The organism is Pseudoalteromonas umbrosa, from assembly GCF_030125375.1.
GTDB lineage: Bacteria > Pseudomonadota > Gammaproteobacteria > Enterobacterales > Alteromonadaceae > Pseudoalteromonas > Pseudoalteromonas umbrosa.
On sequence record NZ_JASJUU010000002.1, the window covers coordinates 179,634 to 205,048 of the forward strand.

At 41.9% G+C, this 25,415-nt stretch carries 24 protein-coding genes and 4 tRNA genes; 9 read left to right on the forward strand and 19 right to left on the reverse strand.

What is annotated here, in order from left to right:
• Positions 1–44: 44 nt before the first annotated feature.
• The 4 genes from QNM16_RS07980 to QNM16_RS07995 all read right to left on the reverse strand — a co-directional run bounded on the left by QNM16_RS07980 (position 45) and on the right by QNM16_RS07995 (position 668).
• A tRNA-Phe gene (locus QNM16_RS07980) sits at positions 45–120 on the reverse strand.
• A gap of 182 nt (positions 121–302) precedes the next feature.
• A tRNA-Phe gene (locus QNM16_RS07985) sits at positions 303–378 on the reverse strand.
• Between the two features lie 127 nt (positions 379–505).
• A tRNA-Thr gene (locus QNM16_RS07990) sits at positions 506–581 on the reverse strand.
• 11 nt (positions 582–592) lie between these two features.
• Positions 593–668: transfer RNA gene (locus tag QNM16_RS07995), tRNA-Phe, on the reverse strand.
• A gap of 253 nt (positions 669–921) precedes the next feature.
• Here QNM16_RS07995 and QNM16_RS08000 point away from each other — a divergent pair.
• Positions 922–3,945 carry an ATP-binding protein gene (locus QNM16_RS08000; RefSeq protein WP_284020015.1) on the forward strand — a complete coding sequence of 1,008 codons (3,024 nt, stop codon included), beginning with the start codon at positions 922–924 and terminating at the stop codon, positions 3,943–3,945.
• Positions 3,946–4,001: 56 nt separating this feature from the next.
• Here QNM16_RS08000 and QNM16_RS08005 read toward each other — a convergent pair whose 3' ends face one another.
• The 4 genes from QNM16_RS08005 to QNM16_RS08020 all read right to left on the reverse strand — a co-directional run bounded on the left by QNM16_RS08005 (position 4,002) and on the right by QNM16_RS08020 (position 7,544).
• Positions 4,002–4,181 carry a hypothetical protein gene (locus QNM16_RS08005; RefSeq protein ID WP_284020016.1) on the reverse strand — a complete coding sequence of 60 codons (180 nt, stop codon included), beginning with the start codon at positions 4,179–4,181 and terminating at the stop codon, positions 4,002–4,004.
• 183 nt (positions 4,182–4,364) lie between these two features.
• On the reverse strand, positions 4,365–5,495 hold the full coding sequence (locus QNM16_RS08010) for a sodium ion-translocating decarboxylase subunit beta (protein WP_046354147.1): 1,131 nt from the start codon (positions 5,493–5,495) through the stop codon (positions 4,365–4,367).
• 11 nt (positions 5,496–5,506) lie between these two features.
• Complete coding sequence (gene oadA / locus QNM16_RS08015; protein WP_284020017.1) at positions 5,507–7,291, reverse strand: sodium-extruding oxaloacetate decarboxylase subunit alpha; 1,785 nt, start codon at positions 7,289–7,291, stop codon at positions 5,507–5,509.
• A gap of 10 nt (positions 7,292–7,301) precedes the next feature.
• Positions 7,302–7,544 (reverse strand): OadG family protein, encoded by a 243-nt coding sequence (locus tag QNM16_RS08020; RefSeq protein ID WP_284020018.1) that lies wholly within the window; start codon positions 7,542–7,544, stop codon positions 7,302–7,304.
• A gap of 497 nt (positions 7,545–8,041) precedes the next feature.
• Here QNM16_RS08020 and QNM16_RS08025 point away from each other — a divergent pair, with 497 nt between their 5' ends.
• A complete protein-coding gene (locus tag QNM16_RS08025) occupies positions 8,042–8,506 on the forward strand; it encodes a YcxB family protein (RefSeq protein ID WP_284020019.1) in 465 nt (154 codons plus the stop codon).
• 46 nt (positions 8,507–8,552) lie between these two features.
• Here the strand turns inward: QNM16_RS08025 and csrA are convergent, their stop codons facing one another.
• From csrA to QNM16_RS08055, 6 genes are all read right to left on the reverse strand, one after another.
• Positions 8,553–8,741: a carbon storage regulator CsrA gene (csrA, locus tag QNM16_RS08030; RefSeq protein WP_023399613.1), complete on the reverse strand. Its 189-nt coding sequence runs from the start codon at positions 8,739–8,741 to the stop codon at positions 8,553–8,555.
• A 90-nt stretch (positions 8,742–8,831) separates the two neighbouring features.
• Positions 8,832–10,052, reverse strand: a complete 1,221-nt coding sequence (locus tag QNM16_RS08035) for an aspartate kinase (RefSeq protein ID WP_284020020.1) — start codon at positions 10,050–10,052, stop codon at positions 8,832–8,834.
• 3 nt (positions 10,053–10,055) lie between these two features.
• Positions 10,056–12,659: an alanine--tRNA ligase gene (gene alaS / locus QNM16_RS08040; protein WP_284020021.1), complete on the reverse strand. Its 2,604-nt coding sequence runs from the start codon at positions 12,657–12,659 to the stop codon at positions 10,056–10,058.
• A gap of 60 nt (positions 12,660–12,719) precedes the next feature.
• Positions 12,720–13,181, reverse strand: coding sequence for a regulatory protein RecX (locus tag QNM16_RS08045; RefSeq protein ID WP_284020022.1), 462 nt, complete (start codon positions 13,179–13,181; stop codon positions 12,720–12,722).
• The gene (locus tag QNM16_RS08050; RefSeq protein WP_284020023.1) at positions 13,181–14,002 is read right to left on the reverse strand and encodes a BPSS1780 family membrane protein; all 822 of its coding nucleotides are present in this window, start codon (positions 14,000–14,002) and stop codon (positions 13,181–13,183) included. The genes QNM16_RS08045 and QNM16_RS08050 overlap by 1 nt, the downstream gene beginning before the upstream one ends.
• A 187-nt stretch (positions 14,003–14,189) precedes the next feature.
• Positions 14,190–14,816, reverse strand: coding sequence for a GTP cyclohydrolase II (locus QNM16_RS08055; protein ID WP_284020366.1), 627 nt, complete (start codon positions 14,814–14,816; stop codon positions 14,190–14,192).
• Positions 14,817–14,990: 174 nt separating this feature from the next.
• Here QNM16_RS08055 and QNM16_RS08060 point away from each other — a divergent pair, with 174 nt between their 5' ends.
• Genes QNM16_RS08060 through QNM16_RS08070 form a run of 3 tightly spaced genes read left to right on the forward strand, consistent with a single transcriptional unit; the run spans position 14,991 to position 18,197 of the window.
• Positions 14,991–16,208 carry a hypothetical protein gene (locus QNM16_RS08060; RefSeq protein ID WP_284020024.1) on the forward strand — a complete coding sequence of 406 codons (1,218 nt, stop codon included), beginning with the start codon at positions 14,991–14,993 and terminating at the stop codon, positions 16,206–16,208.
• The gene (locus QNM16_RS08065) at positions 16,208–16,648 is read left to right on the forward strand and encodes a type 2 periplasmic-binding domain-containing protein (protein WP_284020025.1); all 441 of its coding nucleotides are present in this window, start codon (positions 16,208–16,210) and stop codon (positions 16,646–16,648) included. Before QNM16_RS08060 ends, QNM16_RS08065 begins: the two co-directional genes overlap by 1 nt.
• Before the next feature lie 22 nt (positions 16,649–16,670).
• Positions 16,671–18,197 carry a sensor domain-containing diguanylate cyclase gene (locus QNM16_RS08070; RefSeq protein ID WP_284020026.1) on the forward strand — a complete coding sequence of 509 codons (1,527 nt, stop codon included), beginning with the start codon at positions 16,671–16,673 and terminating at the stop codon, positions 18,195–18,197.
• Here QNM16_RS08070 and QNM16_RS08075 read toward each other — a convergent pair.
• Positions 18,194–18,700 carry a DUF3087 domain-containing protein gene (locus QNM16_RS08075; protein WP_284020027.1) on the reverse strand — a complete coding sequence of 169 codons (507 nt, stop codon included), beginning with the start codon at positions 18,698–18,700 and terminating at the stop codon, positions 18,194–18,196. The two genes, QNM16_RS08070 and QNM16_RS08075, sit on opposite strands and share 4 nt — an antisense overlap.
• A gap of 115 nt (positions 18,701–18,815) precedes the next feature.
• Here QNM16_RS08075 and QNM16_RS08080 point away from each other — a divergent pair, with 115 nt between their 5' ends.
• From QNM16_RS08080 to QNM16_RS08090, 3 genes are all read left to right on the forward strand, one after another.
• Complete coding sequence (locus tag QNM16_RS08080) at positions 18,816–19,460, forward strand: energy transducer TonB (RefSeq protein ID WP_284020028.1); 645 nt, start codon at positions 18,816–18,818, stop codon at positions 19,458–19,460.
• Between the two features lie 87 nt (positions 19,461–19,547).
• Complete coding sequence (locus tag QNM16_RS08085; RefSeq protein WP_284020029.1) at positions 19,548–20,105, forward strand: RNA polymerase sigma factor; 558 nt, start codon at positions 19,548–19,550, stop codon at positions 20,103–20,105.
• Positions 20,102–20,731 carry a hypothetical protein gene (locus QNM16_RS08090; RefSeq protein ID WP_284020030.1) on the forward strand — a complete coding sequence of 210 codons (630 nt, stop codon included), beginning with the start codon at positions 20,102–20,104 and terminating at the stop codon, positions 20,729–20,731. Before QNM16_RS08085 ends, QNM16_RS08090 begins: the two co-directional genes overlap by 4 nt.
• Here the strand turns inward: QNM16_RS08090 and QNM16_RS08095 are convergent.
• Positions 20,728–22,104: a Na+/H+ antiporter NhaC family protein gene (locus QNM16_RS08095; protein WP_284020031.1), complete on the reverse strand. Its 1,377-nt coding sequence runs from the start codon at positions 22,102–22,104 to the stop codon at positions 20,728–20,730. The genes QNM16_RS08090 and QNM16_RS08095 overlap by 4 nt on opposite strands.
• A 297-nt stretch (positions 22,105–22,401) precedes the next feature.
• On the opposite strand from QNM16_RS08095, the gene QNM16_RS08100 reads away from it, so the two are divergent.
• Positions 22,402–23,250 (forward strand): MurR/RpiR family transcriptional regulator, encoded by an 849-nt coding sequence (locus tag QNM16_RS08100; RefSeq protein ID WP_284020032.1) that lies wholly within the window; start codon positions 22,402–22,404, stop codon positions 23,248–23,250.
• An 18-nt stretch (positions 23,251–23,268) separates the two neighbouring features.
• Here QNM16_RS08100 and QNM16_RS08105 read toward each other — a convergent pair whose 3' ends face one another.
• From QNM16_RS08105 to QNM16_RS08115, 3 genes are all read right to left on the reverse strand, one after another.
• Positions 23,269–24,393, reverse strand: coding sequence for an exo-beta-N-acetylmuramidase NamZ family protein (locus QNM16_RS08105; RefSeq protein WP_284020367.1), 1,125 nt, complete (start codon positions 24,391–24,393; stop codon positions 23,269–23,271).
• Positions 24,394–24,476: 83 nt separating this feature from the next.
• The gene (locus QNM16_RS08110; protein ID WP_284020033.1) at positions 24,477–24,731 is read right to left on the reverse strand and encodes a hypothetical protein; all 255 of its coding nucleotides are present in this window, start codon (positions 24,729–24,731) and stop codon (positions 24,477–24,479) included.
• Between the two features lie 27 nt (positions 24,732–24,758).
• Positions 24,759–24,932, reverse strand: a complete 174-nt coding sequence (locus tag QNM16_RS08115) for a hypothetical protein (RefSeq protein ID WP_284020034.1) — start codon at positions 24,930–24,932, stop codon at positions 24,759–24,761.
• Between the last annotated feature and the right edge of the window lie 483 nt (positions 24,933–25,415).

The following is a 25,415-nucleotide window of genomic DNA, read 5'->3' on the forward strand; positions in this document are numbered from 1 at the left end:
AGTCAGTTGCTCTACCAACTGAGCTAAGTCGGCACACTTAATAATGGTGCCCAGAGGCGGAATCGAACCACCGACACGAGGATTTTCAATCCTCTGCTCTACCGACTGAGCTATCTGGGCAAATAATTTTTTACGTGTATTAAAACCCTTTGAGGATTTTGAATACAATTCCACACAGCTCTACCGAGTGAGCCATCTGGGCAAACAATATACATGTTTGAAATACATATAATGCACTTCAAAACCTAAACCGCCTTTGCAAAGCGTTTTAGTGAAATTTTTTATTTTACATCTTTAAGAGATGGTGCCCAGAGGCGGAATCGAACCACCGACACGAGGATTTTCAATCCTCTGCTCTACCGACTGAGCTATCTGGGCAAATAATTTTACGCGTATTAAAACTCCCTAGGGATTTTTAATACAATTCCACACAGCTCTACCGAATGAGCTATCTGGACAACTAACTAGCTTGGATTTATTTCCAATGCAAAACCATATTTATAAATGGTGCCGACTATCCGAGTCGAACGGATGACCTACTGATTACAAGTCAGTTGCTCTACCAACTGAGCTAAGTCGGCGCACCTAAAAATGGTGCCCAGAGGCGGAATCGAACCACCGACACGAGGATTTTCAATCCTCTGCTCTACCGACTGAGCTATCTGGGCGTGCGGCGTATTAAACGGGTTTTGCCCTTTCAAGTCAACTATTTTTTTGCAATATAATTTGTTTGCGCACAATTCATGCAAATTTGACAAAAATAACTGACTAAAGACTGATTTTTATACTTTATTCCTCTTTTAGGATCCTCTTGTAGCAATAATAAAGAAGTAAAAACGTGGAGAAATCATCCATTATAGGTGGTAGGATGTTAAGTTATTATAAAGCTTGATTTGAAAGTTACTTGCTCGGACTATTTCAATGGAAAAATCTTCACAAGCACAGATCAAAGGTTTCGTGCCCCTGTTTGTTTTTATCACACTCATCATTACTAGTATTGCATCACTAGGCGCCTACCTTTGGCCAAAGCAAGAAAGTACCGTCGTACATAGCCAACCAGATCTTACTCTGCAAGCTCAGGATTTGGCTGCCCCGCTGAGTAATACCATGATGAAGCTAGGTTACAACTACGCCAAGCAAATGCTGACATCCGTAAAAGCAGGTAACCCAAATATAGATGCCTATTTATATGCTGACAGTGGAATGGGCAAGCCGAGTTTGGTGTTTCAATCAAATGATGAACCTATCGCACCTATCAAACAACGCACTAAATTGACCATAGATGGCAAAGTAATTGTTCATCAGCCATTGACGCTAGATGACATACCGGTTGGTGAACTGGTGTTAGTTTATAGCGAGCCCAAAGCCACTGTCGCCAGCAGTAACCCGTTAAGTTATGCATTGGCCCTTGTTGCTTTGTTACTCACAATAGGGTTTGCACTCTTTTTGAAAAAGCAAATCGTTGGTAAGTTGGCAAAAGAACTTAACTTACTCAACTCAGAGCTTGAACACCTAATAAAGAAGAAAGATTACGATGTCCATGTTACTGAGCAACTGAGTTTTGGCTTGTCTTCTACTGCTATCGGTATTAATGGCCTAATCAATCAAATCCGCGATATCATAAAAGGTAACAAAGCATCTCAACATGAATTGAGGCAGCTACAAACGAGCCTAGAGACAGAAGTTCAAGCTCGAACACTCGCGCTGGAAAAGGCCACTTTAAACGCTGAACGCGCATCAGAAGCGAAGACTACCTTTTTAGCAACTATGTCTCATGAAATCAGAACACCTATGAACGGGGTCATTGGCACCATAGATTTGTTGCGTCAAACCGAGTTAGATGGTGCTCAACACCGATTGACGACCATTATTCGTGATTCTGCCTTTTCATTACTTGGGATATTGGACGACATTTTAGATTTCTCAAAAATTGAAGCTGGTAAGCTACAAATTGACAGTAGTGCATTCTCTGTATCGGAAACCATTGAAGAAGTGGCGCGTGTTCTTTCTTCTGTTGCGAAAAAACGTAAATTGGACCTGCAGCTTGCTATTGCCCCAGATATTCCGAGCAATTTAGTCGGTGATGCTGTGCGCGTTCGCCAAGTGCTTTACAACCTATGTAGTAATGCAATCAAATTCACCACAACTGATGACAGCAAACAAGGCTTTGTAAAGATCTCTGTTGAAGTCGCACAAAATACATCTGAGCATTACACACTGCGCTTTAAAGTGACCGATAATGGTAAAGGCATGACCCAAGCTCAGCTTAGGGAGATATTTAACCCCTTCATTCAAGCAGAAGGTTCCATAACTCGAGAATATGGTGGCACAGGGTTAGGGCTGTCTATTTGTAAAAGCCTTGTCGAACTCATGTTAGGCTCTATCAACGTAAATTCAGACATCGGCATGGGCAGTGAATTCATTGTTGAACTTCCATTTAGCATCAGCGGGAAAGTTGAGTATGCCAACAAGGGTGTGCTCGCCGGCCGTAAGGTAGTTACTTTTACGCATAACCCTAACCGCCGGGCTATCTTGGCACGCTATTTATCTTTCATGGGTGCAAACTCAGCCATCATTATTGATCCAAGCGAGATAGACGAACACCAGTACGAGCAAGATGTAGTTTGGGTTCTAGATGGCTTAGATGGTATGGATAAAGTCAATCAGCAATTAAGAGACCTGCTTTATTCTATCGAGCATAATAATCAGCAAGTGATTGTATTGAGTACGATGGACGAATCCGCGCTGAATCACGGTCATATTTTCTACCTTAATGCAGCACCACTATGTAAAACCAGTTTCATGACTGCGGTATTAGTTGCGGTTGGCTTGCATCAACCAAAACAGCTTAAGCCATCTCGCACGATGAATAGCTACCTAAATGTTGAAGATGCTAAAGCTCAAAATAAACTAGTATTATTAGTAGAAGACAATGTCCTAAATCAGCAAGTACTTACGGATCAACTTCATTTACTCGGTTATGGGGTCGAGGTTGCTGAAAATGGTGAAGAGGGCTTGAAGATGTGGCAACAGGGACATTACGCAGTTGTCTTAACCGATCTGCATATGCCAAAAATGTCAGGCTACGACATGGTTACTAAGATCCGTGATATTGCCGAGCATGCGCCAGACATCAACGCTCAGCCTTATATTATTGCCATCACTGCCAATGCACTTAAGGGTGAACGAGATCGTTGCCTTGCCACTGGTATGAACGACTATATTACAAAACCTGTTGAGCTAAATGTGCTTGAAGCCACCTTAGACAAATGGCAAAACGTCTCTGGGCACAAAACGACGGAAGCACCTAGCACCTCAGCTACACCGACACAAGCGGACATTGAAAGCGCTAACGCTCAAACACAGCCCATTTTAGATGAACCGATTACTCAGGAACTGCCTGATAACCAGCCTGCTCAAGTAGAGCAAATGAGTAATGACATAGAAATGCCGTCAACATCGGCTATGCAACTAGATATGCCAAGCTTTACTCATGCCGAGCCAAACACACCAGAGGTAATAGAAGAGCAAGCGCCTGTTGCAGAGGCAGAAGAAACGAGCGCCTCATCAGTTGCACAAGAGCAAACTAACGATGATATGCCAATTAATATGGATCAGCTCAACAAATACGTAAATGATGATAGCGCTAAGCGACTGCGCTTCTTTAGAATGTACCTTGAGCAAAGTAGCGAATTAGCCCGTGACATAAATGGTGCGGTTATTTCATCAAGTCAAAATGAAATCATTGAAGCGTGTCACCAGCTTAAATCCATATCTCGAACAATTGGCGCTGAGCAAGTTGCGCTTATCGCAGAAAAGTTTGAGTCAAAGTGTAAAACAGATGAAATGACGACAGATCAATTAATTCAACTTCGAGATGAGCTTGAAGAATCTTATATGAAAGCAACAGAGTTTATTCAAAAGTACTTACAGTCTGCCAATTAACGTTTAGTCGCCTATTGGTAAAGCCACTGCGGTGGCTTTACCAAACAAACCCAACTTTACCCTTGAACCATTGAATGGATAAGTTTAACCACAATACCTATCATCGCCAAAGGCAGGATATATTTACTGTATTTTTGCGCCTTATCTAAGCCAAGCTTTCCCTGATATTTCTCAAGAAGCGGGATCAGAATAAGTAACGCCGCAATCAAGCAAACCAGTATCAAAATAATGTTCATGGTATTCCCTAACTTTTACAACCAGACTATTTTATAACATGGACCAACTCACTTGGCCCGTTATTTATACTAGCTCAATGCAAACTGCGTTCATAACAATAAAGGCGCTTCCAGAAGAAAGCGCCTCTAATATAAATAAGAAAAATGTGGGGCAAATGCCCCACTAAAGGTTGGAGAGTGTTGTTAATTGACTAACGCAAGCAAAATACCTGCTGCAACCGCACTACCAAGCACGCCTGCTACATTGGGCCCCATTGCATGCATTAAAAGAAAGTTATGTGGATTAGACTCAAGACCGACTTTATTTACCACTCTTGCAGCCATTGGAACCGCGGACACGCCTGCAGCCCCAACTAATGGATTGATTGGATTAGACGAAACACGGTTCATAATTTTAGCCATGTAAACGCCTGAAGCCGTCCCAATGCTAAATGCCAGCGCGCCAAGCACCAAAATACCCAAAGTTTCTACCGTTAAAAACTGGTCGGCTGCTAATTTGGAACCTACCGCCAAACCCAAAAATATCGTCGTGATATTAATCAGCTCGTTTTGCGCTGTATTGCTAAGCCTATCTACCACACCAGACTCACGCATTAAGTTACCCAAACAGAACATACCAACCAAAGGCGCAGCAGCTGGTAAAAACAGTAAAGTCAACGACAATACCATCAATGGGAACAGAATCTTTTCTCTCTTAGAAACGACTCTTAACTGTGGCATAGCAATACTACGCTCCTCATCTGACGTTAATAAACGCATAATGGGTGGCTGAATAATAGGCACCAGTGCCATATATGAATACGCAGCTACCGCAATTGCGCCCAATAACTCAGGTGATAGCTTAGACGCTAAAAATATCGCCGTAGGTCCATCTGCACCACCGATAATTGCAATGGCAGATGCATCTTGTAAGGTAAACTCAAACCCTGGAATAAAGTTCAGTAAAATAGCACCAAATAAAGTCGCGAAAATACCAAACTGTGCCGCAGCCCCAAGTAACAACATACGAGGGTTCGCAATTAGCGCACTAAAGTCAGTTAAGGCACCTACCCCCATAAATATTAGTAAGGGGAATATGCCACTGTCGATCCCGATATAATAAACGTAATACAGTAATCCACCCGGCTCAGACAGCGCTGCCACTGGGATATTCGTTAATATCGCACCAAAACCAATCGGCACCAGTAAAAGCGGCTCAAATTTTTTCGCGATAGCCAAATATAGAAGACCACACCCTACGGCTATCATAGACAACGCAGGAAACGTTAAGTTAGCAATGCCAGTTGCCTGCCATAAATTTAACAAACCATCCATATCAAGCGCTCCTATGCCATCTCAATAATCGCGTCGCCAGCAGAGACAGAATCCCCCTCAGAGACTAAAATATCTGCGATTTTACCGGTCGAGGTTGCACGAACTTCCGTTTCCATTTTCATCGCTTCCATGATGAGTACGACATCACCTTGAACAACATCATCGCCTGGTCTTGCATGCACCTTAAAAATATTACCTGCAAGGGGGGCATTGAGTGTTTCACCTGAGCTAACGGATGCAGACTGTGGCATCAGCTCACTGTCTTTCACCGCAATCTCTTGCAAGTCACCACCTGCAGACACTTCTACATCGTAGACCTTGCCATCAACTCTTACGCTGTAGCGCTCATTTTCTTGTTTGCGAGCAGGCACAGGGCGACTAACCGCTTTTTCAACAGCCGTGTTAACAACTAAGCTTGGGCTTGGCTCAAACGCTTCTGGATTGTATCTATTTTTTAAGAATTTCAAGCCTATCTGAGGGAACAGAGCATAAGTCAGTACATCATCGACAATTTCCTCAGCAAGCTCAATTCCTTCTGCTTTAGCCTTAGCCAGCAGATCGGCTTCCAAACTGTCCATTTCAGGCTCAAGCAGATCAGCAGGTCTGCATGTAATTGGCTCAACACCATCTAAAACACGCGCTCGTAACGGCTCGTCTACTGGAGCAGGTGTTGACCCATACTCTCCTTTCAATACGCCAGCTGTTTCTTTGGTGATGGTTTTATAACGCTCGCCAGTCAGTACATTTAATACCGCTTGCGTGCCGACAATTTGCGATGTAGGTGTGACCAAAGGGATATAACCTAAGTCTTTACGGACATGAGGAATTTCACTCAATACTTCATCGAGTTTATCACCTGCACCTTGCTCTTTAAGTTGGTTTTCCATATTCGTCAACATACCGCCGGGTACTTGCGCAGATAAAATACGCCCATCAACCCCTTTGAGGCTGCCTTCAAATGCCGCATATTTTTTACGGACATCTCTAAAATACGCAGCAATAGACTCAAGTTGACCTAAGTCCAGTCCTGTATCTCTTTTCGTTCCTTCAACAATCGACACGAGTGTTTCTGTTGCGCTGTGGCCATACGTCATACTCATTGAAGAAATGGCGGTATCAAGCATATCAATACCCGCGTCAATGGCCTTTTGATATGTTGCTGTGCTCAGGCCTGTTGTTGCATGACATTGCATCGCAATAGGCACAGACACAGTTCGTTTAAGTTCAGAGATCAAGGTATCTGCATCATATGGGTTAAGTAGCCCTGCCATGTCTTTAATACAAATTGAGTGACAGCCCATCTCTTCAAGTTGTTTCGCCTGCTTAAGCCAGCTTTCTAAGTTATGGACTGGGCTCACAGTGTAAGAGATTGTACCCTGCGCATGTGCACCCACCTTGATCGCAGCACGGATCGCAGTCTCCAAATTACGAACATCGTTCATAGCATCAAAAATTCTGAATACATCAACGCCGTTTTGATGTGCCCGAGTGACAAACTTCTCCACCACATCGTCTGCATAATGGCGATATCCAAGCAAATTTTGGCCGCGCAATAACATCTGTTGCTTTGTATTAGGCATGGCCTCTTTTAGTGCGCGGATCCGATACCAAGGATCTTCACCTAAATAACGGATACACGCATCGAATGTTGCGCCACCCCAAGACTCTACAGACCAGTAACCGACTTTATCGAGCTCTTCCGCAATCGGTAACATATCTTCAAGGCGCATGCGTGTTGCTAATAAAGATTGATGAGCATCTCTTAGGACTAATTCAGTAAGTTTTAGTTTTGACATGAGATACCCCTTAGTTTTTTTGTCTAAATTGAGAAACTGCTGCACTGATTGCAGCGACATGTGCCGCAGGCACACCTGTTGATACTGGTTTTGAAGATTTTTTAGTTGCAGGTTGCTGAGACTCTTGTTCTGTTGCAGCCAGCTTAGATAACGCTTTTACTGCAAAGATGAGAATTGATAAAAATAAAAATACCCCAATCATGCCTGTTAACATAAGATTGGCAGCCTGCGCTAGCAATTCGCTGATTTCCATTTCCGCCCCCTTAATTGTTATTTATTTGTATACACCCACCCGCACCAAGAAATAGATAGGCAACTTTTGTAAATATTTATTCAACCATCATATCAAACAAATCCTTCATGTAAAGCTGGTTGTAAATTGGTATTACCAATAAGTGTTTTTGTTTTCTTTTCACACACTTAATCATCAATAATGGTAAAATAAAGCATAAAACACCAAATAAATATGAAAAATACTCAAGATATAAAAGCTAAATATAACTAAATAAAAGGAAGGTGTTATGAAAATTGGTTTAATATCGGCCCATTAAAAATTGGTCTTACCTAAATAAAAAAATCAAAAATCGCAACAAGAGTAAATACTCAGCAATTGAAGTTAAACACCATAAATAGTGACTTGGGTACAAACCTAAAAGATAGAGGCATCGAAAATTGACTTATGAAATTTTCAGATTTAAACACCTTGGGGAACATCGTATAATTAGGGATTAGTCAACTTGAGGAATACTCGTGTTTCAAAGTGAATTTACCCTAGATAAGCAATATTTTCAGGAATGCTTTGATGAATCAGTCGCACTAAGTCAGCATCATAAGCCTAAATATGGCTTAATCAGCTTTTTGTTGATATTGGGCGCTTTATCTCATTACTTATTAGGACAAGCTTACCTTGGCAACTTTTTATTTGTACTGGCGGTCATTGAAGGGGTCTCATTTTATTATCGTCGCCCTTGGTGGGTTGCAAGGCAAATGGTCAGCAGAGCAAGTGGCTCGAAAGTACATTTACAAATAGATGAACAAGGGATCAAGGCTAAAAACCCGTATCGCGCTTTTGAGCTCAGTTGGCAAGAAATTGATAACGTAATTGAAACAGATAAAGGACTATTAATAGAGCATGCAAAGTATCGTCAATACATCTCTAAGCAAGCACTAGAGCAAGATGCATATGCTTTTATATTGCAACAGGCAAAAAAATAGCCACTTTAATGTGGCCATTTCTCGAACATAGGTAACATCGTACTTATTACATGTTACCCGTCGGGTTAGATTTTTCCGCTTGAATTCGCATGTAGATTTCTTCACGGTGTACCGAAACATCTTTTGGTGCATTTACGCCGATACGAACCTGGTTGCCTTTAACACCTAGTACCGTTACTGTTACTTCATCACCAATCATCAGGGTTTCGCCTACACGGCGAGTTAGAATTAGCATTCTCTTGCTCCTGTTATTCCAAAATTTAAAAGATTCCGCGTCAAGTTCATTTTAATTAAAAGTTCATGTAAAAGTAAGCAAAATAATTGCTTATTCACGACTTTCTAAGCCAAATGCACCATGAAGTGCCCTAACAACAAGCTCCAAGTAGCGTTCTTCTACTAAAACAGAAATTTTTATCTCCGATGTCGACACTAAAAGCGTATGAATATTTTCGTTCGCCAAGGCGTCAAAAAATATGCCTGCAACGCCTGAATGAGACTTCATGCCTACACCCACAGCAGAGATCTTAGCAACTTGTTGATTGCCCTCTACGCTCAAAGCACCGATATCAGTTAAGTTGGTGTCTAATACATCAAGCGCTTGTGCATACTCATTGCTGTGTACAGTTAAAGCATAGTCTATTTTGCCAACTTGATGATTAATTTGGCTTATCATGTCCACTTCGATGTCATATTCAGCAAGTAAACACAAAACCTTTGCTAAAGAGCGCGGCGTTTCAGGTAATTTACGTACAATAATTAACGCTTCATCTTTTTGATAAGCAATACCTGATACAGTCCTACTTGTCACTTTAGGTTCCTCATAGCTAATTAGGGTGCCAGAATCGGGCTTGAACGTTGATAAAACTCTCAATGGAATATTGTACTTTCCTGCAGCTTCAACGGATCTGATCTGAAGCACCTTCGCGCCTAAACTCGACAGCTCTAACATCTCTTCAAACGTAATTTGATCCATGCGACGTGCTTTAGGTTCTACTCTCGGATCTGTGGTATAGACACCATCAACATCCGTGTAGATTTGGCATTCATCTGCACAAATTGCAGCGGCAATTTCAACCGCAGAGGTATCTGTTCCGCCACGACCTAAGGTCGTAATATTGCCTTCAGAGTCACGGCCTTGAAACCCGGCCACAATCGCAATACGATTATGCTCAAGCTCTTGTTGCAAACGCGCCACATCAATACTTTGAATACGTGCTTTGCCAAATACATTATCCGTTTTGATACCAACCTGGTCAGCTAACAAGCTCACTGCAGAATGGCCGCGTTTAACAATAGCCATAGCAAGCAACGCAATCGATACCTGCTCACCAGTTGTAAGCAAAACATCTAATTCACGTGCGCTTGGTCGCTCATCAATTTGCTTAGCCAGTGACAATAAGCGATTGGTCTCACCTGACATAGCTGACACAACAACGACAACTTGATGCCCTTGTTGTTTAGCCTTAATGATCAAATCGGCGACCGCCTCGATTCGCTCAATTGAGCCAACCGAGGTGCCGCCAAACTTTTTTACGATTAATGCCACAGGTTATTGCGTTTTATCATTCAACCATACAGGAACACTTGCTAATGCAGCTTCCAAGTTCTCTGGTTGTGAACCGCCAGCCTGTGCCATATCTGGACGACCACCACCTTTACCACCAACTTGCGCTGCCATGTGATTTACTAGCTCACCCGCTTTAACTTGGCCAATTAAGTCTTTTGTGACACCAGCGATCAAGCTTACTTTTTCGCCATTGGCAACACCCAGTGCAATCACACCTGAGCCCATCTTATTCTTTAAGTCGTCAACCATACCGCGCAGTGCTTTTGACTCAGTACCTGCCACATTAGCCACAAGTAACTTAATACCGTTAACGTCAACCGCTGACTCAAGTAAAGATGCACCCGCCGCACTTGCTAGCTTGTCATTCAACTGACTAACTTGCTTTTCAAGGCCTTTTGCTTTCTCAATTAGTGCAGCCACTTTTTCAAGCGCACTTGCACTATCGCCTTTTACTAGTGCAGCGATATCTGACAGTGCTTGCTCTTGCTCTGCAACATACTCCACCGCATCTTCACCTGTCACAGCTTCGATACGACGTACACCTGCTGCAATACCACTTTCAGAGACAATTTTTAGGAAGCCGATATCACCAGCACGCTCTACGTGTGTACCACCACATAATTCAATTGAGTAATCACCAATTGAAACAACACGCACTTCATCATCGTACTTTTCACCAAATAGCGCCATCGCGCCTTTCGCTTTTGCATCTTCAATATCCATTAGCTGGGTATTTAACGCAAAGTTTGCACGGATCTCATTGTTAACCGTTGTTTCAATCTCTCTCAGTTGCTCTTTGGTTACGCCCTCAAAATGTGAGAAGTCGAAACGCAACTTATCAGGCATGACCAATGAGCCTTTCTGAGCAACATGTTCACCTAGAATTTGACGAAGTGCTTCATGTAAAATATGCGTTGCTGTGTGGTTTTTCTTAATACGTTCACGGCGCTGTGCATCAATTTGCGCATCGACTTTGTCATTAATACCGATACGCCCTGCGACATAACCATGGTGTGCAAACGCATTACCCAACTTTTGCGTATCTATGACAACAAATTCGCCACCAGCTACTTTTAAAACACCCGTGTCACCGACCTGACCACCTGACTCAGCATAGAAAGGAGTACGATCAAGTACTACAATGCCTTTTTGCTGCTCAGTTAGTTCAGAGACACTTTCGCCTTCTGCGAATAGCTCCACTACGGTGCCACTATATTGAATAGCATCATACCCTTTAAAGTCAGTGACTTTCTCAGACTTCAGCTGCTCGTTGTAATCCGCACCGAATTTACCTGCTTGTTGCGCTTGCTTACGCTGGGCTTCCATCGCTGCTTTAAAGCCACGTTCATCGATGGTCATAAAGCGCTCTCGAGCGACATCAGCCGTTAAGTCCGCAGGGAAACCATAAGTGTCATATAATTTAAATACCAAATCACCTGGGATAACATCCCCTTCAAGGCCAGCTAAATTCTCTTCTAAGATAGCCAAACCACGGTCAAGTGTTTTGCCAAATTGTTCTTCTTCAATACGTAGAACTTTTTCAATGATTGCTTGCTGCTTAATTAGCTCAGGGTACGCTTCACCCATTTGCTCTGCGAGTGCACCTACCAATTTATGGAAGAATGCCCCTTGTGCACCTAGCTTATTACCATGTCTTACTGCACGACGAATGATACGACGAAGCACGTAACCACGGCCTTCATTTGATGGCATTACGCCGTCGGCAATTAAGAACGCACATGAACGAATATGGTCGGCTACAACACGTAGAGATTTGTCTTCTAAATCTTGCGCACCGGTCACAGCAGCAGTTGCCTTGATTAAAGCTTGGAATAAATCAATTTCATAGTTTGAGTGCACGCCCTGCATAATCGCAGAAATACGCTCAAGACCCATACCTGTGTCAACTGACTGATTCGGTAATGGCTCCATCGTTCCATCTGCATGGCGGTTGTATTGCATAAATACAAGGTTCCAGATTTCGATAAAACGATCGCCATCTTCTTCAGGGCTGCCTGGAGGACCGCCCCAAATGTGCTCACCATGGTCAAAGAAGATTTCCGAGCATGGACCACAGGGACCCGTGTCACCCATCGACCAGAAGTTATCAGATGTATCAATTCGAATGATACGCTCTGCTGGTACACCAACTTGGTTTGCCCAAATATCATAGGCTTCTTCGTCAGTGTGATACACGGTCACTAACAGCTTTTCTTTTGGTAACTTGATCACATCAGTCAAGAATGACCACGCAAACTTAATCGCATCTTGCTTAAAATAATCACCAAAACTAAAGTTGCCTAACATTTCAAAAAATGTGTGGTGTCTCGCTGTGTAACCCACATTTTCTAAGTCATTGTGCTTACCACCAGCACGTACACAACGCTGCGAACTCGTCGCGCGGTTATATGGACGCTTTTCCGCACCTAAGAATACGTCCTTAAATTGCACCATACCTGCATTAGTAAACAGAAGTGTGGCATCGTTCCCTGGAACTAGAGAACTTGATGGCACCACTTGGTGGTGTTGTTTAGCAAAGAAGTCTAAAAAGCTTTGCCTAATCTGTGCGGTAGTCATGTGCTGCATGTGATTATTCACCCTTTATTGCTGCTGTGTGCTGTAAACCACAAAGGAAGTTATCAAAAATCAACTCTCACTTTGCGATTGTATAGCAAAATCTATTTGGTCATAGCTAAAGCCACGATACATCATGTATCGAACGCGCTTTGACTTTTCTTGATAATCTAATTGTTTTGTGGAGTAACCGTATTTCTTCTCATAGGTTTGTTGAGCTACGGCAAACCAATCAATTTCTCTTTGTTCGATAAGTTGCGTTAAGTGCGACTTATCAACGCCTTTATTTATCGCATCCATCATTACCCGCTTTTCGCCTAACCCCTTGGCTAGTTGGCGGTTGAGATAACTTTCACAGTGTCTTAAGTCATCTAGATACCCGATGTCACAGAGCCACTCAATAAGTGACTCAGCATACTCATCTGTCGCGCCTTTTTGACGGAGCTTTTGACCAAGTAGCTTACGTGAATACTCTTGCCTAGATAACAACCAAACTGCGTAATTTTTCAGTTTTTGTTTTTCTTTATCATCCATCAAGCGTCAAACCGGCCTGATTGAGTCACGCTGTCTTTATCATCTTGTGATTTATTCCCTTGACTTGGGCCATCTTCACTTTGAGATGATTGCGTTGCAAAAATTGCCTGAAAAGAGACAAAAAAACCAATGTACAATATTGGCATAATGAAAATTAACGGCACAAGTGATAGCGGCGTTGATAGAATGATCAACAACGCGGCAATACCACCATAGACTGTCAATGGCGCCATATTGTGATAGAACACGCTCAACGACTCCTTCATCGCAGCAAAGATATTCGCCTGCTCTTTGAAGTATACTAGCGGCAGAGCATAGGCAAACGCCATCATCGCAAGCGATTGCAAAGCAATAAAAATAGCAATGTCCGAAAAGCTAATCGCTTGTGCGATCTGCTCAATGACTATTTGCATATCTTGATCTGGGGTGTGGTTTTGCAGCGCACTTGTCACAGGTTCAAACAACAAACTCATCAATACACCCAAAATAAGCGCGACACCCAATTGATAAAGACCTAAACGAAACAAATTCAGTCTGCGGCCTTTTGTGGTAAACGGTTTTAAAATATCGGCCAGCATAATGGATTTACCCGCTTGTATATTTAGCGCAGCATTGTAAAAACCAACCGTTAAAAAAGGCCCAGCCAGCGCGCACATCATCTGAATGATAGGGTTGGGAATAACAAATGGGAATAGTCCTACGATGACGATAAAAATATACATCATCATAAAAGTCAAAGGCTGAGTTTTAAACACCGCCCATCCGGCTTTAAACCAGCTCACCCCAAAACTCGCTTTGAATTTTTGAAAATCTGCAGACATAAATGATTAACTTAGTTATAAAACGCTCTAATTATACTGATTCGAAAGAGTACTTGAAAGGAAGTTTATGGGGCTTATCGTGACTAAATGCAACAAAATAGTGAAATACAAAATAAAATACATGTTCAGTGTTTGATTCGCTCTATTGTTAAAGTCCATTCAATACAGCAAATCAAACCTTATTTGGCTACTTAGATTTTTTTATTTGTTCCATATCCAACATATGAGAGCCATGCTTCACTTTCGTCTCTAAATAATTGCGATTTCCAGAGTCGCCGACTTTCACATGTGCCTGAGTACCGACAACGCTTTCAACTTCAATACCGGCATTACGCAGTGCATTCAATTTACGCGGATTATTTGTCATCAACTTTACATGATTGAGTCCCAAGGCCTTGAGCATGAGTACAGCATCTGAAAAGTCACGTAAATCGTCATCAAACCCCAGATGGTTATTGGCCTCATAGGTGTTCATTCCCTGAGACTGTAATACATAAGCATCAATTTTATTATATAAGCCGATGCCTCGACCTTCTTGTCGCAAATATAATAAAACACCACCACTTTGATGCATTTCTTCTATGCATTCGTTAAGCTGCTCACCACAGTCACATCTAGATGAATGAAAAACATCCCCAGTTAAGCACTCTGAGTGCATTCTGATCAATGGCACTTCTTGCTTAGAATCTGCACCATTAAATACTAACGCAACATGCTCTTCACCATCTTTAAGTCCTTCAAAAGATACTATCTCTGCAGGAATATGACTACGCTGCCCTACATTCAGCTCGACTCTTGCTCTAACTTCAGCCACGACTAGAAAATACCTAATTAAAAATGTGATATTATCACAAATATGCATATATCACTCTATATGGTGACAAATGTACCATTTTACAAGTCAAAATACACAAAACTGGTAAATGTGTACATAAGCGCTAGTCTTTATCCACATAGATAGTTTGCTGGTAGCAATAACGGGTCGCCGATGAGGCTGTTAACTATACTGTTTTTACTTCTTCCTTGTTATGGTGCAGCCGAGCAATTGAAGCTCGATGGCTTTGCCACCATAGGATTAACGGTTACAGATTCAGATACTGCCGGAATTAGGCAGCATATCTCTCAGCCTCATGCGACTTATAAAGACGAATTCGGCTTCACTAACTCATCATTAGGTGCACAAGTTGAGTGGCAAGCAAGTAAAAATACTCAGTTTGTCGGACAAGCACTCTTTAAAGATAACGAAGAACAAAATTTAGATAACATCATTCAAATGGCCTTTCTACGTCATTCTTTTAATGGCAATTGGCAACTTAGAGTTGGCAGAACAGGCCTCGACTTGTTCATGATGACCGAACACCGTGACATTGGATATACTTATACCTATAACCACCCCCCTACAGAGTTTTATGCCATTGTCCCACACCAGAACTTAGATGGGATTGACATAAAGTATACCCGTCGCCTGAAACAGGGGTTGATCAGTGGTAAGTTCTTCGCTGGCAAATCTACAGCACCAATTATCAGTGATGAAGGCTTTTTTTGGGATGTAGAACTAAAGTCACTCTATGGGCTGGTTATCGAATGGCAATCTTATGATTGGACTTTCAGGGCAAATTATACGGCCACACAATCAGGCAACGAAAACGACCAACAGAAACAACTTCAAGCTGCATTAGCCTTGGTTCCTGATCAAATTTGGCCACAAAAATCAGCCTTGCTTGACTCCTTAAATATCATAGGAAAGCGCTTCAATTATTCCGCTATCGGCACACGATACGACGATAGTCGCTGGTTTTTACAAAGCGAAGTGTCGTACATAGACTCAAACTCTCAAGTACTGAAAGCGCTCACTGCAGGCTATATCAGTGCTGGCATCTATTATGAAAACCATACTTTAATGGCCACCCTAGCACAGGCCAAATCCAACAATAGGACGCCACAACGCCCCTTGGTTTCAACCCCAGAGCTAGACCTTTTATACAACACGCTGATCCGACATACTAATTTTTATCTCGTCGACCAAAATACGTTTTCACTCACCCTAAGAACGGAAATTAATCACTATCTCGCAGTAAAAGTGCAATTAGAACACACAGCTATAGATAGCTTGCCCTCTGCTTTTTATTTACATCGTAACTTGCAAAGCGGTGATTTTGACAACTCATTTAACACGCTGGGTATCAGCCTAAACTGGGTGTTCTAATGTATCGACTCTGCAAAAATATCGGGCTGTTGATTCTCTGCTTATATGGTTGGAGTACCAGCGCAGCGGCACAAAGTGAGATAGTCATCGTGGTAAATAAACATAACCCAATCGAGCGTATAGAAAAGCGACAGTTAATTGATATGTATATGGGCAAATACCTCGCCTTTCCAAATGGTCATATCGCGGTGACGTTGGACTATAAAAAAGAGCATGACTTACGTAGAGTATTTTTTGAAGCACTAACTGGGCGCAGCATATCGCAAGTAAACGCGTACTGGTCACGCGTTAAATTCAGTGGTAAAGCATCACCTCCTCAAGCATATCCAACAATTGACGCTATAATTGATAAAGTAACAACAACCCCAAGTGCAATTGCCTACATACCGGCAACTGCCGTAACTGACGAATTAAAAGTAGTGTATCGTTTTGCTAAGTAAACAAAGCTTAATAGTAAGGTTGATGCTGATCTTAAGCATCTCAACTTTTTTATTTTCTGCTGTATACGCGTATCTATATTACAACTACATTTTTGAAACTGAGCTTGAGCGCTCAGACAACAGCGTATTGCAAATTAGCCAAACCGTCTCCTCAACTGCATCGATTGCTGCTTATCTTGAAGACAAAGATTTAGCCAATGAAGTTGTCAATGGCTTGGTGAGCAATGACATTATTCAATCAGCCGCCTTGACCAACCAAAGTACAGTGCTCGCCAAAAGCATCTTATTTAACGAGCGAGAAGCGCTCACTTTTAGCCTGCCTAACCCTTTTATTCTGCAAGAGAACATTGGCTTCATTCATGTCGTGCCGAACACCCAATTTATACGTCAAAACGCCAAAGGCATTGCATTTTCCTCAGTACAAACCTTGCTCATTGTGGTCATTCCCATGCTGTTGTTATTTGCCGTTTTATCCTTTTTACTGGTTTCAAAGCCACTGGGCTACTTAAGCCATCAATTAACGAGTATCACTCCTGGAAGCGCTAATCGGATCCATATACATGACGCCCATAAGCAGAGTGAAATAGGTAAGATAGGCAAAGGTATCAACGCAATGCTTAGCAACACCGAAATGCTCTTTGAACAAGAACGTAGTTTGCGGTTAGAGATTGAACAGCTCGAAAAACGATTTCGCTTGATGTTTGAGCGCAGTTCATCACCAACGCTATTGGTACGTGAGCAAGGAGATGTTTCTCTCGTCAATGATGCAGCTAAAGATTTGTTAGCGGGTATGGGTGTGGACAGCGAAGAGCGCTTTCCTGACAACTTAGGGCAATATTGTAAGACTCCAGATATTTTGTACACCTTCACCGAAAATAGCATAAAACAAAAACAAGTTATGCAGGCTGAGTTTGAATTTACCAATCCACTCACCTTGTCTTCTGTTTGGCTCAGTATGATCATCCTCAACACAGAAAGTGATGGACAGTGGTACTTTCAAGTTTTTTTAGCCGATATTACCTCTCGAAAAACCATGATCAATCAACTCAGCCATCGCGCACAGAGAGACAGTTTAACCAGCTTATATAATCGCTACGGTGCAGAGCTGACTTTGCTTGACTGGATTGATGCTAATACTGAGTTTAGCCTACTTTTATTGGACCTTGATGAGTTTAAACCTATCAATGACATCTATGGGCATAATGCCGGTGATGAAGTATTGAAGCATGTTGCCCAAAGTATTTCGTACATTGTCTCAAACAATGACCTAGTATGCCGCTGGGGCGGTGATGAATTTGTCATCGCAATTAAAACGTCAGACAAATACACCATTAATGCCATTGCCACTAAACTCCTTGATGCTGTAAATACCCCTTTTATCTTTGAGCACAACAAGCACAAGCTAAAATTACATGTAGGTGTTAGTATTGGCATTTCACATTTTCCTGAGCATGCCGACAATTTAAAAGGCTTGGTCGAATGTGCGGATGTCGCCATGTACTCAATTAAAAAAACGACCAAAAACCAGTTTACTTATTACTCGGCCTAAAACTCACGTAAAATGCGCTCATCATACAACTCGATATCTAAGGTAACGTTATGTGCCTGCGCTAACCCCTCTAGTTCAGCCTGCCATAGAGATAGCTCTTCCATGGTGATGGTGTTATCGTCTAAATGCCACAACTGACGAGACCCGCTGTAACTATATTGGATTGCTAACATAGCATTTGGATTGCCCTGTTCAGCCGCCTTTTTTAGTTTTGGCATTTTTCTTGTAATTTTATTCAGTGCTTGTTTTAGCTCCCAAACATAAACAACCTCAGCCATAAATGGGTGATTTTTTACTTTTTTCAGGGCAGCAGCAATCACCGCACAAGTTACCAACACCCCCAAAAGATTCCAATGAAAGTGACTACCATCACTATCTGGAAAAAGGTGAATGAGTACTTGAGAAATACCCAAGCTTCCTGCGGTTAAACTGACTATGCACAGGCCAATGACCCAATTTAGATGCTTTCTATATCTTGATTTATCGATATCTTGTAACTGCATGGCATTTCCTATTAAGCGACTTAGAGGCATTTTAATCAGTTAAAAAAGAAAATAAAAAATATATCACCCCTTTTTTTGACCTAGCGCGTTTTACTAGCAAAAAGAAGGGGAAACTATGATGACTACAATGACTGATTTCAAAGTACCAGCGCCTTATAAAGCATTAAACAAACTTGTTTTATCTTTTATTGGTGCCCTGTGCGTTACATTTTCTTTGTTCGCTTTCATGCAGCAATTAGTTAGCCAAGAAAAGGTGTTTGTCCCAGAGCCTGTACCCACTTTGGACGTGTTCATTTCTCAAGACCTTGAGGATACTCCCGTAAAGGTGCGCCAAGTTTTACCTCCGCCGCCAAAACCTGCGCCAAAAGCACCACCTAAACCGAACACGCCCCCCGCTGAAACCACAGGTGTAGCGGTAGAGATCAATATTTCTTCGGGTGTTGAATCATCGCCAATTCAAATGCAAAACACATTGCAGATGAGTGACAGTGGCGCAGCGCCAATTGTACGAATTGAGCCAACATATCCAGCCGCAGCGGCAAGAGATGGCGTAGAGGGCTGGGTAAAAATAGCGTTTAGCATTTCGCCTAACGGACAAGTAATTGATGCGCAGGTTATTGATGCCAAGCCCAAACGAGTATTTAACCGCGCAGCACTCAAAGCGCTGAAGCGTTGGAAATATCGCCCAAAAGTCATCAATGGCAAACCCGTAGTTCAACCTGGGCAGTCAGTTATGTTAGAGTTTAATTTGAACAAGTAAGCAAACTTGTACATGGCCGCTGAGTATAAGCTCAGTGGCTACTGATATAGATTCTGGTGTAAATAAGAAATAAAACACGGAGAGAATATGCTACTTGCGATAAAAAATTGGTTCATCCAAGACAAAACTGAAGCACATGATCCCTTAGACGAATTTAAACGCTGCGGTGAGAATCGGTATTTAGAACAGGCAATTGATAATTTTAACCCTGATCTTTACCACTATTTATGCACGCAAAGCGACCCAGAGACCGCAGAGGATATATGCCAAAAGACTTGGCTAGCCATTGTAGAAAAGCGTCAATACTACCAAAGCAATAGTACGCCCAAAGCATATATATTCAAAATTGCACGTAATGCCTTAATTGATGAATTTCGCAAACAAAATAAGTTTATATGTGATAGCAACGAAACCGATATCTGCACACAAGATGGCGATAGCAACTTCAATTACGCTTGCAATGAGCAGTTATACAATGCGATTAAAGCACTACCACACGCCCAAAAAGAAGCCGTTTGCTTACAATTAGAAGGGTTCTCACTCAAACAGATTGCCCAGATCACCACTGCAAACCCTGAAACAGTCAAAACACGCTTGAGATACGCCAAGCAACAACTGAAGCACATGTTAGGAGAGCTAAAATGAGTGACTCAAAACCCAGAATAAACGATCTCCAGCAAGCGTATTCGGCATCGAAAAGACTAAATAAAATGAACCCAAAACAGGTTAGACGGCTAAAAAGAATAAGTAGACTCGAAAACCGTAAGCACACTAGGCAATTTTGGTTAAGAACCTCCATGTGGGCAAGTTCATGCTGCCTTGTCGCATTAGTAGGCAGCCTGACTTTACAAGGCTTAATGACCGACTTTGAAAACTTCCTTGCACAGGTTGACCCTCACTCTTTTTCAGCGCAGCACTATCAAGTTGTTGAGACACACAATATCGTCGAGGGACAATACCAAACCACCATTGCACAGCAAAAAGCAAAGCTTGACGACACGCTGGCGGGGTCCAAAGAAACACTTATGACTGTACGCCAGTTTTACGGCCAATTAGTGCATTCAGAGAAAGATGTATGGTTCATCGCGGACTGTCAGAATCAAACTTTATTAGAAGTACGAAAAGATTTACTCGAAGAGCTGGGTGTGCCTAAACATAATATCCTTGAATACGAACAAGGTCAGTTATTGGCATTGAGTAAAAACCAGTCGGGACAGTTAATTAATATTGCCGCCCCAACCACTGGCAAAAACCTCTATGCGTGTCCTTAAAGCAAGACAACACTCGCTATAATAAACCCAACCAAGGCCAAAGCGCCCCCGACAAGGGCATACGGCAGCTGGGTTTTAACATGAGTTAATAAATCACAGCCAGACGCCAGTGCAGATACAGCACTGGTATCTGAGATAGGTGAGCAATGATCGCCAAAAATACCGCCACTTAAAATCGCGCCGATAACCAGCGAAGGCGGCAAGCCCAACGTTTGAATTAACGGTACACCAATGGGTATCAGTATTGCAAATGTACCCCAAGATGTCCCCGTCGTAAAAGACATTACTGCCCCCGTTAAAAACAAGGTAGGCACGATCAGATACAGGGGTAAGTAGTCACCAACAAGTTGCGCCACAAACACCCCCGTTCCCAACTCCTTTAGACTTGCCCCTAAAGTCAGAGATAGCAAAACAATACTCACCAAGGGCAATAGCTCCCCCATGCCTTTAAAGCCGATATCAATCAATTGATGATGCGTAAATTGGCGGCCTGTAAGTAACATCAAATAAGCAACCGCACATGCCAACACGGTCGCATATAATACCGATTTAGAACCGCTGCCGCTGGCAAGCACGCCATCGCCCGTCCACAACATAAAGCCAATCATGCCAAAGATAAGTACACCAAGCGGCACTAACATAAACCGGGCTCGTGAGGCTTTTGGTCCTGTATCTAATTCGACTTGAGTCTGTTTAAGTTCATCCTCAGCAACTTTCATCGGACCATGAACCTTATCAAACACAATAGTGTAGAGCACGATTATCAACGTAATAATGGCATAGAAGTTAAAAGTGACACTGCCCCACAACACACTGACAGCTGACTGTTCAAGTTCATAATTACTCAGCAGACCCAAAACAAACGCACCCCAGCCATTAAGCAATATCAAAATACAAACCGGTGCACTGGTACTATCTATAATGTAAGCAAGCCGTGCTCGACTCATTTTGAACTTATCAAATAAACCACGTGCAACAATGCCAGAAGTAAGCACACTCATATTCGACTCGATAAATACAGCTGTGCCTGTAAACATGGTCAATAGGCCCACTTGTTTTTTATTTTTTGCAATCCCAATGCGCATCAATTTTTGTACTGTTGCCGATACACCTCCAGACTCTCGGATAAATGCCAATAACGCCCCAATCACGATACTAAAAATTAAAATCCGACTATTCCCAGCTGACGTTGCTACCTCAATTATTCGTTCAATACTATTAATAAATGTAACGAAGATAGATTGCTCACCTTTAATGAATACCAGTAAAAATTCTGACGATAGTAAAGCTAATATTAAGGCGACAATCACTTCCTTTCGCCAAAAAACAACGGCTATTGCAATAAGTGGGGGCAAAATAGAATACCAAGACATAGCTTTCCTTTTCTTGTTTTCATTTAGTTGAAAAGCGCTGATAACAGTAGCTAAAACGTAAATTCATACTTAATATTGTCATCATACATGCGTAATTTATAACCATGGTAGCTTAAACACTTATTTAAAAAAACCTTCTATTTCGGGTATATAAATTCACAAATGCAACAATAGTACCCATAGCAGAGCCGCATAAATCAAAAAACGCAATAATATTCCGAAACAATCTATCGCAACGTTCCAATTGAACCTATAATATGGACAGTTTAAGTTAGTTTTAGTTACCAGGTGATCCTCATGTCTACTTTTGTAAAAATAAAGGCCTTGAAGCCTTCACTGTCACAAAGTGAAGCTAAATTGGCAGACTTTACGTTGAAATCAGGAGCAAAAATTCGCGGCCTGTCATCCATCGAACTCGCAAAGTCAGCAGGTGTTAGTCAGTCAAGTGTTGTTAAATTTGCTCAGAAACTAGGTTATAAAGGGTTTCCAGCATTTAAGTTAGCTGTTGTAGATGCGTTAAATGAACAAACACAAGAAGATACGCCGCTATCAAATGAGATAGAACAAAATGATTCCATTGCACATATCTCTGAAAAGCTGATCGCAAACCAACAAGCAACACTTGTTGCAACCAGCAAGTTAAATACACCAGAATTGTTTGAGCAAGCTGTGCAAGCAATCAAAGGCGCGAAAAAAGTAATGGTATGCGCTATTGGTTCAACGCATACAATGGCTCAAGACCTAACTTTAAAGTTACAAAAGCTAGGTGTTTGTGCAGTCACACACGTTGATGAACTGAGCGCATCGAGTTACATTGCCACTATGGGCAAAGATGACTTATTTATCTGCCTTAGTAATTCAGGAACAGTTAAAAGTATCGTCAAACTTGCTCAGCAAGCTAAAGCCAACGAGTGTCAAATTCTAGCGCTCACTCGATATGGCCACAGCGAGCTGGCAACTTATGCAGACAGCTGCTTGTACTGTATTCAAGAAGCAGAAGCTGTTAAACACTCAGCAGTATTGACTCGTGCTTCTTTAGGTTACTTAATTGACGTGCTGTTTATTTCCTTGGCACAATCAAACCTACATTGGCAGCGACGTGCAGATCGCTCCAATGAATACATGAGCGATATGTTAAACATCTAGTCTCATGTACCAGGCGCCTCATCTTTTGTATAATAGATAAGGCGCTCTTTGCAGTTTAAACTCTGCCACTTCCTGACGCCAAATAGCTTCTATTTGATGTGCCTTTAACCCTTGCTCAACACCAAGCCTAATCAGATTAGTCCCTGCTAGCTTATCTAAAAACTTAGGTGATGTGATAAACCGTTGGTTATGTTGTGCAAATGCACTATATGCCGCAACAAACCATGTTAAGTCAAATCCCTTTAGCTTGCTTTGACGCAGATCCTGACCCCATACCTGTTCGCCTTCTAATTTTGGAAAACGTGCTGCACCAATAATTGATCGTGGTGAAAAAGAAAATGCGCCCAGTTTAACTTGGTTATGTCCATACACTTGAAAAGGAAAGTCGGTACCTCGCCCTACCGATACCGCTGTCGCTTCAAAAAAACATAATGATGGATATAAATAAATCGCCTGTTGATTTGGTAAATTAGGACTGGGCGCAACAGGTAAAATATATTCATCGAGCACATCATAGTTTGCTACTGGGACAACCTTGAGGTTTAGGTCATTGGTGCCAGATAACCACCCTTCCCCCTCTATCATCAAGGCCAGTTCTCCAACCGTCATACCATGTAATATAGGAATTGGATGCATACCTACAAACGAGCTATATATTTTGTCTAAGATAGGCCCATCAACATACTGAATATTTGGGTTTGGCCTGTCTAATACGATAAACGCTTTTTGGTACTCTTTTGCGGCCTGCATCATATAATGCATCGTGCTAATGTAGGTATAAAATCTAACGCCAACATCTTGAATATCAAAGATAAGTATATCTAAATCAACGAGCACATCTCTGCTTGGGCGCTTTTGCTTTCCATAAAGTGATACTATAGGCACTCCTGTTTTCGCATCAACACTATTGTCAATATACGCGCCTGCATCTTGATCGCCTCTAAAACCGTGTTCGGGCGAAAAAATCCTAACAACATTAACATTTTGTGCTAATAAAAAGTCAACCAAGTGATCATCAGCAACTAAAGAAGATTGATTTACAATTAAGCCAACCCGCTTATCTTGTAAAAGCGGTAAATATGTCTGTGGCTGCTGTGCACCAACCTCTATCGCTATTGATTCTTGCGCACATAAAAACAACATGATTAAGAGAGTAAAATTAAAATAAATAGCACGCACCAACGTCGCAACTCCTAAAGCACACAATGACTTGGCAATATGCCTGATCACCGCCAAAAAAAGAACCTTTTTTTGACTTTTACATGGGCTTTAATATCAATATTCTTTAGTAAAAAGAAAGGCTTCACAGTATCTAATTGAGCCCGCGTCAAACACTTGCTCTTTAATGCCGAGATAATACTATCTTGCTCAAGTGTTGCTTCTTTAAATCCACATTCAACAAATAACACACTCTCTTCATGTTGCAGTCTAATATTCTGATATAACTGAGCTAACTGGGCTCCCGTATAAGTTGTATTCATTACCTACGCCTTAAAACATAATTGATATTAGGTACAAGTGTATGCCATAGCTTGATCGTAAAATTGGATAAATACGACACCTAAAATGACTCTATGCAAGCGTGACACACTTAACGAAGAGTGGCCTTTTGGCTGGATCACAGCTACACAGTTATGTAGATACCTAAACCCGAAGATCTCAAGCATAAATGTGATGCTCATGGGTGTGTTCTCATGCTTTATAATTTAAGTGAAGTAAGTTGTTATCATCAAAAAAGAGATGGCGGATGCGGGACCTGCTTTTTAAGGTTGAACGTCTGGCTGGCGCAAGGCTGCGAATAGTATTCAGATTATCCAAACCCTGTTAACTTCAGGCATAAAAAATGATATTCGTCGGTGTTTATCTCATGTTTTATTACTTGAGTGAAGTAACCACTTTAAATAGGTGGCGGACGCGGGACGTACTTTGTGAAGAGTGAACCTCTGACTGGCTCAAAGCATCTCGGAATATTCGGATCTCTAAACTGATTCAAATTTCAGGCATAAAAAAACCGACTCTCGTCGGTGTTTATCTCATCTTTTACTACTTGAGTGAAGTAACCACTTTAAATAGGTGGCGGACGCGGGACGTACTTTGTGAAGAGTGAACCTCTGACTGGCTCAAAGCATCTCGGAATATTCGGATCTCTAAACTGATTCAAATTT

Bases quoted from the DNA above. Each gene is read 5' to 3' on its own strand.
- oadA (WP_284020017.1), bottom strand. From the start codon at position 7,291: ATGTCAAAACTAAAACTTACTGAATTAGTCCTAAGAGATGCTCATCAA.
- QNM16_RS08085 (WP_284020029.1), top strand. From the start codon at position 19,548: ATGCTACTTGCGATAAAAAATTGGTTCATCCAAGACAAAACTGAAGCA.
- QNM16_RS08065 (WP_284020025.1), top strand. From the start codon at position 16,208: ATGTATCGACTCTGCAAAAATATCGGGCTGTTGATTCTCTGCTTATAT.
- QNM16_RS08060 (WP_284020024.1), top strand. From the start codon at position 14,991: ATGAGGCTGTTAACTATACTGTTTTTACTTCTTCCTTGTTATGGTGCA.
- QNM16_RS08005 (WP_284020016.1), bottom strand. From the start codon at position 4,181: ATGAACATTATTTTGATACTGGTTTGCTTGATTGCGGCGTTACTTATT.
- QNM16_RS08090 (WP_284020030.1), top strand. From the start codon at position 20,102: ATGAGTGACTCAAAACCCAGAATAAACGATCTCCAGCAAGCGTATTCG.
- QNM16_RS08020 (WP_284020018.1), bottom strand. From the start codon at position 7,544: ATGGAAATCAGCGAATTGCTAGCGCAGGCTGCCAATCTTATGTTAACA.
- QNM16_RS08075 (WP_284020027.1), bottom strand. From the start codon at position 18,700: ATGCAGTTACAAGATATCGATAAATCAAGATATAGAAAGCATCTAAAT.
- QNM16_RS08095 (WP_284020031.1), bottom strand. From the start codon at position 22,104: ATGTCTTGGTATTCTATTTTGCCCCCACTTATTGCAATAGCCGTTGTT.
- QNM16_RS08070 (WP_284020026.1), top strand. From the start codon at position 16,671: ATGCTGATCTTAAGCATCTCAACTTTTTTATTTTCTGCTGTATACGCG.
- QNM16_RS08100 (WP_284020032.1), top strand. From the start codon at position 22,402: ATGTCTACTTTTGTAAAAATAAAGGCCTTGAAGCCTTCACTGTCACAA.
- alaS (WP_284020021.1), bottom strand. From the start codon at position 12,659: ATGCAGCACATGACTACCGCACAGATTAGGCAAAGCTTTTTAGACTTC.
- QNM16_RS08045 (WP_284020022.1), bottom strand. From the start codon at position 13,181: ATGGATGATAAAGAAAAACAAAAACTGAAAAATTACGCAGTTTGGTTG.
- QNM16_RS08050 (WP_284020023.1), bottom strand. From the start codon at position 14,002: ATGTCTGCAGATTTTCAAAAATTCAAAGCGAGTTTTGGGGTGAGCTGG.
- QNM16_RS08110 (WP_284020033.1), bottom strand. From the start codon at position 24,731: ATGAATACAACTTATACGGGAGCCCAGTTAGCTCAGTTATATCAGAAT.
- QNM16_RS08010 (WP_046354147.1), bottom strand. From the start codon at position 5,495: ATGGATGGTTTGTTAAATTTATGGCAGGCAACTGGCATTGCTAACTTA.
- QNM16_RS08115 (WP_284020034.1), bottom strand. From the start codon at position 24,932: ATGAGCATCACATTTATGCTTGAGATCTTCGGGTTTAGGTATCTACAT.
- QNM16_RS08000 (WP_284020015.1), top strand. From the start codon at position 922: ATGGAAAAATCTTCACAAGCACAGATCAAAGGTTTCGTGCCCCTGTTT.
- csrA (WP_023399613.1), bottom strand. From the start codon at position 8,741: ATGCTAATTCTAACTCGCCGTGTAGGCGAAACCCTGATGATTGGTGAT.
- QNM16_RS08105 (WP_284020367.1), bottom strand. From the start codon at position 24,393: ATGTTGTTTTTATGTGCGCAAGAATCAATAGCGATAGAGGTTGGTGCA.
- QNM16_RS08080 (WP_284020028.1), top strand. From the start codon at position 18,816: ATGATGACTACAATGACTGATTTCAAAGTACCAGCGCCTTATAAAGCA.